At 54.1% G+C, this 9,877-nt stretch carries 13 protein-coding genes and 2 pseudogenes; all 15 read right to left on the bottom strand.

The window, feature by feature from the left end; all coding sequences use genetic code 11:
* A pseudogene (locus tag B5F53_RS18335) lies at positions 1-468 on the bottom strand (radical SAM protein); the annotation flags it as partial.
* Between the two features lie 36 nt (positions 469-504).
* On the bottom strand, positions 505-1,368 hold the full coding sequence (locus B5F53_RS18330; protein ID WP_087226752.1) for a VirB6/TrbL-like conjugal transfer protein, CD1112 family: 864 nt from the start codon (positions 1,366-1,368) through the stop codon (positions 505-507).
* A gap of 83 nt (positions 1,369-1,451) precedes the next feature.
* Positions 1,452-1,544, bottom strand: a pseudogene (locus B5F53_RS20755) (Maff2 family mobile element protein); the annotation flags it as partial.
* Positions 1,545-1,634: 90 nt separating this feature from the next.
* Positions 1,635-3,251 (bottom strand): recombinase family protein, encoded by a 1,617-nt coding sequence (locus B5F53_RS18320; RefSeq protein WP_087226746.1) that lies wholly within the window; start codon positions 3,249-3,251, stop codon positions 1,635-1,637.
* Between the two features lie 111 nt (positions 3,252-3,362).
* A complete protein-coding gene (locus tag B5F53_RS18315; protein WP_069988279.1) occupies positions 3,363-3,551 on the bottom strand; it encodes a transposon-encoded TnpW family protein in 189 nt (62 codons plus the stop codon).
* Positions 3,552-3,565: 14 nt separating this feature from the next.
* Complete coding sequence (locus tag B5F53_RS18310) at positions 3,566-4,405, bottom strand: ATP-binding protein (RefSeq protein WP_087226743.1); 840 nt, start codon at positions 4,403-4,405, stop codon at positions 3,566-3,568.
* Entirely contained in the window at positions 4,402-5,160 is a 759-nt protein-coding gene (locus tag B5F53_RS18305) for a phage replisome organizer N-terminal domain-containing protein (RefSeq protein ID WP_087226740.1), read from the bottom strand. Before B5F53_RS18305 ends, B5F53_RS18310 begins: the two co-directional genes overlap by 4 nt.
* A 112-nt stretch (positions 5,161-5,272) precedes the next feature.
* Entirely contained in the window at positions 5,273-5,659 is a 387-nt protein-coding gene (locus tag B5F53_RS18300) for a cysteine-rich VLP domain-containing protein (RefSeq protein WP_087226737.1), read from the bottom strand.
* Positions 5,649-7,262 (bottom strand): relaxase/mobilization nuclease domain-containing protein, encoded by a 1,614-nt coding sequence (locus B5F53_RS18295; RefSeq protein ID WP_087226733.1) that lies wholly within the window; start codon positions 7,260-7,262, stop codon positions 5,649-5,651. The genes B5F53_RS18300 and B5F53_RS18295 overlap by 11 nt, the downstream gene beginning before the upstream one ends.
* Positions 7,234-7,632: a plasmid mobilization protein gene (locus tag B5F53_RS18290; protein WP_087226730.1), complete on the bottom strand. Its 399-nt coding sequence runs from the start codon at positions 7,630-7,632 to the stop codon at positions 7,234-7,236. Before B5F53_RS18290 ends, B5F53_RS18295 begins: the two co-directional genes overlap by 29 nt.
* Positions 7,633-8,152: 520 nt before the next feature.
* Positions 8,153-8,365 carry a helix-turn-helix domain-containing protein gene (locus tag B5F53_RS18280; RefSeq protein ID WP_087226727.1) on the bottom strand — a complete coding sequence of 71 codons (213 nt, stop codon included), beginning with the start codon at positions 8,363-8,365 and terminating at the stop codon, positions 8,153-8,155.
* On the bottom strand, positions 8,358-8,780 hold the full coding sequence (locus B5F53_RS18275) for an RNA polymerase sigma factor (protein ID WP_087226724.1): 423 nt from the start codon (positions 8,778-8,780) through the stop codon (positions 8,358-8,360). The genes B5F53_RS18280 and B5F53_RS18275 overlap by 8 nt, the downstream gene beginning before the upstream one ends.
* A gap of 153 nt (positions 8,781-8,933) precedes the next feature.
* Positions 8,934-9,221 (bottom strand): hypothetical protein, encoded by a 288-nt coding sequence (locus tag B5F53_RS18270; protein ID WP_087226721.1) that lies wholly within the window; start codon positions 9,219-9,221, stop codon positions 8,934-8,936.
* A gap of 30 nt (positions 9,222-9,251) precedes the next feature.
* On the bottom strand, positions 9,252-9,527 hold the full coding sequence (locus tag B5F53_RS18265) for a hypothetical protein (RefSeq protein ID WP_087226718.1): 276 nt from the start codon (positions 9,525-9,527) through the stop codon (positions 9,252-9,254).
* Positions 9,524-9,826 carry a DUF2089 family protein gene (locus tag B5F53_RS18260; RefSeq protein ID WP_087226715.1) on the bottom strand — a complete coding sequence of 101 codons (303 nt, stop codon included), beginning with the start codon at positions 9,824-9,826 and terminating at the stop codon, positions 9,524-9,526. The genes B5F53_RS18265 and B5F53_RS18260 overlap by 4 nt, the downstream gene beginning before the upstream one ends.
* Positions 9,827-9,877 lie beyond the last annotated feature (51 nt).

Here is a 9,877-nt window from a genome sequence, read left to right as displayed (position 1 = left end):
GGCAAGCTGCACCAGCAGCCGTTCATGGTCGGGGCAGGCCAGCAGGTTTGCGTCCATCAGCTTGATTTCCGGCTGGCCCCGCCAAAACTCGGAGAGGTCAGCCACTTTCCGGCTTTTGCGGCCCTCCTTGCCGCCCACAATGCAAAATCCGCAGCCCCTTGGACAGCCCCGGCTTAAAAAGCCGTAGGCGGTTTGGGAATACTGCGGATATAGCTGGTAGTCCGGGTAGGTATGTTCGATCTCGTCCGGCAGGTCGGGGCCTGGGCCGTAGCCAGTGCCGCCCTTTATCACCGTCCCTGCGTTGGTGACGGCAATGGTGTCCTTGGAGTAGGTGTCCGTAAACACCCGGCTCTTATAAACCACATCGAAGTAAAACAGCGGGTTCCACCAAAGCACTTGATGGCCCTGGGCCTTGTGGTAGGCGGACAGCTTCATCAGGCACAGGTTCGGGAAGTTGTGGGAGTCCACGTCAAGTAGTCCAATGCGGATAATCCTCACCTCCCGTCAATGGGCCTGAAAGACGGCCTTACTGATACTGCCGGTTTTGAACAGGCAGAAGCAAAGCAGAACCGTATAGCCCATGCAGCCCCATATCGCGCCGGAAATGTCGTCCGCTGTGCCGATCTCCTGTATCAGCACCGCGTAAATACCTACCACCACCATGATTAAAAAGGCTTGGAAGCCCAGCGCCAAAAGGGATTTCAGATAGTTCTGGCCCATGCCGCGCCACTCGGCGTTCCCCATCGTGGCAAGGGGGATAGGCCCCAGGGCGGTCACGGCGTATATTTCAATCATTCTCCCGTAGGTCACAAGGAAAATGCAGATGGAAAGAACATTCATCGTCAGCCCCACAACAAGGGTCTGGAACCACAGGCCCAGGAGCGGCCCGATGTCCATTGCTTCCAGTTGCGTTTCCAGGTCGGGAATGAGGGTGTCAAAGTCAATGCTGGTTTCCCCGATAATCACCCCGGCGCTCTGGTTGACGACGGCTTGGGTGGCGTCGAAAACGCCCATGACGATGTTCCAGGTATTCGTCACAATGAGGATGGCGAACGCGCTCTTGAACATCCAGCGAAAGAACATGGAGCTGTCAAAGTCGTGCATATTGTTCTTTTCCACGATCATTTCAATCAGCTCATAGCACATGATGATGGCAAGGATGGCCGCCGCGATAGGGACGATCACCGTTTCGGACAGGGATTGCAGCATATTGAAAATGCCGCCGTTCCACGCCTGGGGCGTCGTCCCCACGTCGGAGGCGATTTCCCCGACTTTGGTATTGACCGTACTGAACAGGCCGGAGAGATTACCCAGGATACCGTCTATCAAAATGCCTTTTATCCAATCGCCAATCAAATCACCTATCATGCGGGTACACCTCCTTTCCCGCGCCCTCCCTCATGGAGAGGGCGCGGAGGGATAGGTTCATCACGGTTGCGGCTTGCGGGGTATCAGCCCAGCAGCCCGGACAGCAGGGGGACAAGGGTAATGCCGATCAGGGCAACACCGCCGCCCGCGACGAGCTGCTTGACGCCCTGGCTCTTTTCTTGTGTGCGATAAAGAAGTAATAGAAGTGTAAAAAATTTTGCCGTTCCTATCCGGCACTTGGCCATTGTGTCGGATAGGTCGGGCGGTTATTCGGGCAAGTCAATCTTGCCGACAAAGCTGTAATAAATCTCAATGTCCTGCCTGCGGGTGCCGTTCTCGTCGTAGCTGCACTCATGCACCACGATTTTCTCCACCATTTCCCGCAAGAGGGTGGGGGTCAGTTCTTCAAAGGCAAGGTGCTTGCGGACAATGCCCATGAATTTCTCGGCGTTGACGGTGGCTGCCTGCGATTTGTCCAGTTCGGCTTGCAGGGCGGCGGCTCTCTTTTTCAGTTCCGCTTGCTCGGCTTCGTAGTCAGCCGACAGTTCCATGAAACGCTCGTCGCTGATTTTGCCGTTTACATTGTCCTCATACAGCCGCTTAATCATGCGGCTGATTTCAGAAATGCGTTCCTGCGCTTGTTCAAGCTGCTTGGTGGCCGCAGCGGTCTTTCGCTTGCCGCCGATTTCGTTCTGTTGGATCAGCAGCTTCACAAAGCGGCTCTCATGCTTGGCGGCGTATTCGGTCACCTGCCGGAGATTGGAGAGGACACCGGCGGTCAACAGGTCGGTTCGGATAAAGTGCGCCGTACAGTCGCGGGTGCGCTTCTTGTAGCTGCCGCAGATGTAACAGTCCTGTTTGCGGTCTTTGTTCTGATACCGCTGTTGATACAGCACATGGCCGCAGTCGGCGCAGAACAGCATACCGGAGAACAGCCCCACTTCATCGTAGCGGTTCGGGCGTTTACGCTGTTTGCGTAACTCCTGCACACGCTCCCATGTTTCCGTGTCGATCAGCGGCTCATGGTGGTTCTCAAAAATGGCCTGCTTTTCGATGGGGTTCTCTACGCTGTGCTTGACCTTGTAAGAGGGCTTTTCCGTCTTGAAGTTCACCAGACAGCCGGTGTATTCCCGGTTTTCGAGGATATGAACGACGGTGTTTGTTGCCCACTTGCACTCATAGCCGGGGTGATAACGGCGGGTGCTGCCCGTCCTGCGGTATTCCAGCGTTCCCGGCGTGGGGATTTGCTGCTCCGTCAGCATACGGGCAATCTTGGTCGGGCCGTTCCCGGCAAGGCAAAGCTGGTAAATCTGCTGTACCACCGGGGCGGCTTCCTCGTCTATGATGAAATTCTCGTCCTCGTCCATCACATAGCCATAGACCGGCTTGCTGGTAACAGGCTTTCCGCTCATACCTTTTGACCTTTTTACTGCCTTGATTTTCTTGCTCGTATCTCTCACCAGCCATTCGTTGAACAGATTTCGCAGCGGGGTAAAATCGTTGTCCATGCCGCCGTTTGCGCTGTCCACATTGTCGTTGACAGCGATAAACCGCACACCCTTTTGAGGGAACAGCATTTCCGTGTAAAACCCCACTTGCAGGTAATTTCGCCCCAACCTCGACATATCCTTGACGATAACGGTTCCCACTTTCCCGGCTTCAATGTCTGCAAGCATAGACTGAAAGCCCGGCCTTTGGAAATTTGAACCGGAATAACCGTCGTCGGTGTACCAGCGCAGATTGGTAAAGCCGTTCTGTTTTGCGTAGGCTTCGAGTATCCTTTTTTGGTTCGATATGGAATTGCTCTCGCCTTGCAATTCGTCCTCATGGGATAACCTCGGATAAAGGGCGGTAATCAGGTTTTGGGTGGCTTGTCTTAACATAAAATCCTCCGTTTCCGACAGCCAGCCCCACTATTCCGCAACTTTATTGTACCACGGAATAGTGGGGGCTGTATAGCGGTAAAAGCGTCAAAACTGCTTCTTTACAATTCGTTAAATTGCTGGTTTTTGTGTAGCAGCGGCTTCCGCTTCCAGTACCCGTGCCATTTTATCGGCAGCGGTGGTTGTGGTGTCTTTCTTGAAATAGCCGGACACGACAAGGACGGAATTGCCCATGCGGATTTCTGTCACGCAGTCGGGGCGGCGGGTGGTGCGGTGGTCGTGCTGCTTGTTATCTGCCATAGGCAATACTCCTTTCAGTCGGTAATCAGTTTCTTCATGCTCTCCATTTTTCGCTGCGCGGCTTCCTGCCGGAAGTTGTCGCCGGTAAAGCGTACCGGGACGCACATGGAAAGCAGCCGGTCATAAATACGAGAGTGGGCGGTGTCCTCCGGGTTCCGCAGGTCGTCCAGCGTGAGGTTGGTCGTGACGATCAGCGGCTTGCCGCTGCGGTAACGGCTGTCTATCACATTGAAAACCTGTTCCAGTCCGTATTCGGTGCCGCGCTCCATGCCGAAGTCGTCAAGGATCAGCAGCGGATAGCGGCAAAGGCGGGAAATGTACTCGTTGCGCCCCTCAAAGCTGGCGGCAAGGTCATTGAGGATAAGGGCAAAGTTCGTCATGTGGACGGGGATTTCTTTCTCCATGAGGGCGTTTGCGATGCAGCCCGCAAGGTAGCTTTTGCCGGTTCCCACACCACCCCAGAACAGGCAGCCGATATTGTCGGCTCGCATATCCTCCCAATGCTCCACATACCGGCGGGCAAGTTCGGTCTGCGGGTTCCTGCCGTTGTCGTTTTCAAAAGTCCAGTCCCGCATGGTTGGGTCGGTAAAGCCCCGGTGTTTCAGTTCTTCCACGGTGTCAAGGTGCCTGTGCCGCTGCTCGGCGGCTTCCCGTTCCTCGCGGGCGGCTCTCTGGCAGTCGCACTCTGCCGGGTGGCGGTCAAGCCCAAACAATGCCTTGCCCTCCGGGAAGTAGGCTTCTTTGGGCTTGTGGCACTTGCCGCAGTACAGCAAACCGTCCTCGCCGGTGTAGTCCTCCGGCTCCGGCGTAGTGGCCGTTATGGTGTCAATCGTTGCTTTCAACTCGTTCTTCATAAACTCTCGCCCTCCTTGCATGAGTAGTCGGGTATGCCCTTTTTCGGGGCTTTCTTGGCGGCGTCCTCCTGCGCCCATTTGTAAATCGTGGCGGCATGGCTGCGGTATGTCCTGCCGCTGGACGCGATATGACAGGATAGCCGGTCAATGTAGTAGTCCCATTTGCCGGGCAGGTCAGTTTTCAGACCGTCCAGTTCCGATTGGGTCAGAAAGACATTTCCATACCGGCCATAGGCGGCGCGGGTGGCCTGTCCCGTATCTAACTCTCGCTCTCTCTCTTTTTCTATCTCTATCTCTTTCTCTATCTCTAACTCTGGTGGACAAATGTCCGCTTGATATGGTGGACATTTGTCCACCCCGGCCTTTGGCAAGGCTTTTTGCCCCTGCAAAGCCAGCCTTGCCCGCCGTTTCCGCTCCCCCTCGGTAGAGGATTGGCCGATCAGCAGTTCAATGTTGCTCATATACAGCGCGCCGTTTTGCAGCGGCTCCACAAGCCCCAGCTTCATAAAGATCTGCAAGGCTCGTTCTACGGTGCCGACTTGCTGGCGGGTTATGGTGGCAATCATCTGGGCGGTATAGGGGATATTTTCATCAAGCTGCAACTTCCCGCCGTTTTTCAGCGATTTTAAGTACAGCTTCAAGAGAATGTTGGAGTAGAGTACACCGTCCTGCATACTCTCCAGCAGCACGATAGCGTCCTCGTCAAAGTAGTTCTCTTTCAGCTTCAGGTAGTAATATTTTCGGTTATCTGACATGGTTCCTCCTTTGGGTGGATTTAGGGCGTTTGTACGCATTTAGAACGCCGTTTCCGGGGGAAAAGGATAAATCTATCAAGCCCCCGTTGAGGGCGGGCAAAAAAGCCTTGATTTACAAGGGTTTGAAAGCCCCTAAATGCGTAGAAAGGTGGTAGCGTTTGCGCTGTCGCTCGGCTTCCTTGCGGCGGCGTACTTTGGCGGCGCAGTCGGGGCAGTATTTTCCCCGGTTGGATTTGGGGACAAAAGCCGCCCCGCAGACCGCGCACCGTTTCCGGCTCCTCCGGCACAAGAGGGCTGCGGCCAGCTCCCCGTCAAGGGGCAGGACAGCCACACGGAACCAGCGGCACATGAGGGAATAGGAAATGCTCTGGACGCACACGCAAGGCTCCCCGTCGTCCAATAGCAGGCAGTTCCCCTCGTCGTAATTACAGCACTCATACACCAGCCGCCGCGCCCGCCGGTGCTGGCGGTAGTCCATGCGGGGTAAGTTATCGCTCATGGCTCTGCTCCTTTCTGCGGTTCGGTTCCTCCCGGCGCAGAATTTGGTCGATATTGCTCTTGACCGTCTGCAACTCCTTGAACCGCTGTTTCTGTTCCCGGTAGCCGTTGTAAAGGCTGTCTTTTTGAGAAATAAGCTGCTCGATCTCGGCCTGCAACGCTTTCCGGGCGGGCAGTTTGCTAATGCCATGCTCCCGGAAATACCGGGCGGCGGCTTCGGCTATGATAAAATCGCTCTCATGCGCCTGTCGGTATGCGTCGCGGGCTTTGGGGGATTTCTGCGCTTTCAGCCCGTCACGGGCGGGCTTGGTCTGGGCGTAGGCCAACACCTGCCGCTGCAACTCCTTTTTCCCTTGCAGCTTGGTTTCCAGCGTTTTCAGTTCGCCGCTGGTCTGCCGCATTTCCGCATAGGCGGTGTCTATGGCCGCTTCCAGTTGCTCCGGGGAAGTAAAACCGTATTCTTGATACACATTCAGCGTCTTTGCCGCCTGTTTCAGATTGTGTATCTTTGCCCAATGCTCGTAGCCTTTGCCCTTGCCCTCGGCTCTCTTGGCGGCTATGTCCACAAGCCGCTGCACACCGGTCTGCTTTGTATCGGCTATCTCGGTTCTGGCGGCCTGCAAACGGCCTTTTATGGTGCGCGGGGTGGCGGGCGTTTCGGCTGCTCTGGCGGCGTTCTGCTCCAAAACGGCAAGGACAGCGGCGCGGTCAAAATCATCGCCCAGCTTCCGGGCGGTAATGGGCTTCGTCCTGTCCGGCGTGAGGTAGGAAAGCCGCCCCCGGCTCTCCTTGACGGTCACGCCCTCCCGCAGCAGCAGAGAGGAAAACTCGTCAAAGCTGGCAGCTGTGGAAAGGGTTTGGTGTATGGTCTGCCGCAGCTTTTCCTTGTTCGTTTCAAACTTGGTCTGCCGGGGTGTGATACCCTCCGCAAGCATGGGGGCGTTCTGCTTGTCCAGCGCGGCCTGTCCCTTTTTCTGCGCCCAATACTCCCGTTCCGTGACGCGGTTCTTGCTGCCGTTCAAGAGGTCGATTTGGTAAAGCCCCTCCCGGTGGCACATCTCCATGACTTCGGATTTGAAGTAGCGCAAGGCAGCGTCGGTACAGCGGTGCTTGCACCCGGCTTTCGTGTCGGATGGCCTGTCCATGTAGGGCAGGAACGGGACTTCCTCAATCCGCAGGCTGTTGATGACGATATGCACATGAATGTTGCCGCTGTGGTTATGCCCGTCCGGGTGGGTACATATCAGGGCTTGGTGGCCGGGGAAATGCTGGGCGCAAAACTTCTCGCCCAATTCCTGCGCCCAGTCTACGGTCAAGCCGTTGTCCGCTGCGTCCCGTGGGTCAAAGCTGATGATGTAGTGATGGCTTTTCACATCTTCCCGCCGCTGGTTCTTCCCATAGCGGAGATTGGAGCGCATACAGGCAACGGCAAAATCCTCTCCGCCGCAGTTCAGCGTGGACAGCCGGTAGTCCTCGCGGGGGATAAGCCGCCCCTGTTCGTCGAGGGTGGGCTTCATAGTAAACTCGTCATGCTCAAAGGTCAGATAGGCTTCGGCGGCTCCGTAGTCGGCATTCTTAGAGCCTAAATGTTTGAGTGTTGCCAACCGCGTCACCTACTTTCTTCAAAACCTCGTACTTGAGGGCGGCAAGGTCGGCTATGGCGGCGCGTACCTCGCCGGAAAGGGCATTGTAGGGTGCGCCGCACTCGTTCAGATACCGGGCAATCTGATTGAGGTTGCCGCCGATCCTGCCGTACTCGGCTGTCAGCTTCCCGACAGCGGAGAGCAGCTCGTCATTGACCGACGACACATGGACAACCGGGCGTATGGTCGCCCGCCGTATCGCCTGCCGAAGAAATTCGGACTGGCTGATACCATAGGGCGCAAGCCGCGCTGTGAAGTCGGCGTATTCATCTTCGGACAGCCGGGTTTTCACAACGCGGCTGCGGTGGGGAGTGTTGTATTTCTTTCGCATGGTGTGACCTCCTTTCTTGCCGCATGAGCGCGGCGGGGATATGCGGCGCAAGCCGCAAAGCAGGGTTTGGGGAAGGCACTCCCCAACAAGTTTCCCGCGAGGGGCAAAACCGCAGAATTGCGGATTTTGGCACCGTGGTAGAAACTTGCTCTCCGTGACTGCAAACTTCCCCTCACTTCCGTCCGCCACTTTTTCGGAAAATCGCAACCACAAAAGTTTGTTTCTCCTTTCCTGCTACTACTAATCCTGCAAAGGGCATTCCTGCCCGCTTTCGCTAAAATGACGCCGGACGCAGCGGTTTCTACCCGGTGATGGAAAAAGCCTTTCTCTTTGCTCTCTACTACGGGTAAATGCTCCAAATGCCAAACACCAGGGCAGAAAAATCCCCCTCTCACTTACTACTACAACCGGCAAGGGTCAAAATGGCCGGGAGCGGAGCCGGACAACAAAAAAAGCAGCAAATCTTTTGCAAGACTTACTGCTTTCGCTGGCCGCGCTGGTGGCGGCTGGTATTCGGTTTTTATGGCTTGTCCGGCGGATCGTCAAGCCGGAACTTGAATTGACAGTCAATTAACCGCTGCTTTACATAGTCCTCCACCTCGGCGTTGACCTGCCCGTTCACTTTGGAGAAATAGCGGATATATCCGGCGTAATGGAGCAGGACAGCGTTCACCGCTTCCGGGTCGCCCTCACGGGCTTTGAGGATTGTTTCATAGGGGAGAAGTCTACTCATACTGGCTCACCCCCATTTCTTCGCGCAGCCGCTGCAAGGCAAGCTGGATATGCCGCCCCGCTGTGCTGCGTGACCGGCCAATACACGCCCCGATTACGCGCTGCGGCTGGCGCAGAAAGTAATAGCGCAGGATTTCTTCCTGTGTCTGCTCCGGCAAAACAGAGATCGCGTCGGCAAGGGCGGCGTTGCTCAATAAGACGGTCTGGCCGCAGACGATAAAGGGGTATTCCTCGTCCGGCTCCGGCTCGGCAAACTGGACAAACTTCTCATTCATCAGATAGTCAAGGGAAACTTCCCGTTCCCATTTCTGCCGCAGCCGTATGATTTTCCCGATGGCGGCATACCGAATAACGGCTTTACAAAAGGCGTTGTGCTTGCACCGGATATACTCTTGATAGGCTTCAATCTCGGTCATGGAAATTCCCCCTTTCTGAATAATAGTAAGGGGCGGCAGCACCCCTTGCTGTCGCCCCTTGATTGCCTACCAGCAAAGGCGGGCGGGGCTGTCAACGGCGGGCGTAGCCCGTTCATCTTGACCGTTGACTGGCTCGGCTGGCTTTGCTATTTATCAAATATCTTTAGCTTTCATGCGTTCCATTTCTGCTTGCTTAATTTTCTTGTATTTGTCGCGGCCTGTTCCCCAATCTCCAAAAAATAGAGTGTTCAGAATAACAAACGGGAATAAATATCTTGTTTCCAGAGGTATTCTGCCACTGGCAAAAATCCAAATCGTTCCAGCAAGAATTAAAACGGGAATAACTCCGCCCCAAAGAGGACTTTTTAATTTCGTACACAAAAGGTATTCTGCAATTAAAAGTACCGCAGCAATAGCAAATCCAACAACTAACTCAATCATGGTTATTTCTCCTTTTCCTGTTTATATTTCTCATTGAATATCTTTTGCTTTCATTTTATTTATTTCTTTCTGCTTATACTCATACCTACCTACAATCCAGAGAAGGAACGATACAGCAAAGAAAACAATGTATGCGATGATGTTCGTTGTGGATAAAGTCGTTTTAAGAATAATGAGTTGATATATTGCCACACCAATGCCCGCTAAAGGAAGTAGGCCACCTAAAAACCAATATTTTGTTGCGCTTAACCGCTCGTGCAAGAAAAACAATGCAATCGCAATAATCACTATAATCCAATGTTTCATGATTCTTTCTCCTTTTCCTGTTTATATTTTTCGATAATGATTTTCGCAGTTTCCAAATCAATCCGGGAGTCAACCGCTAACCCTTTGATAAATGTTGAAAACGGTTCTTCCTCCTTTTGATCGCTCAATTCGATTTTTTGAATGAGTTTATCCAATCTAAGCCGAACTGTGGGATAGGACACCTCATACAAACGTGCAATTTCCTTCAATGAACCTGATTTCAAAACAAAGTTCTTTAGAAAGGCTGCGTCCTCCGGCTCCAACGCAAGTATCCACTGCGGAATTTTGTCTATCTCCAACTCAATTCTCCTTTCCTATTGACTTTAACAATATTGAGTATACCATAAATA

It is taken from the genome of Blautia sp. An249 (genome assembly GCF_002159835.1).
Lineage (GTDB): Bacteria > Bacillota > Clostridia > Lachnospirales > Lachnospiraceae > Blautia_A > Blautia_A avistercoris.
The sequence above is the reverse complement of the archived record's forward strand: the minus strand, read 5'-3'. Positions and strand labels throughout refer to the sequence as shown.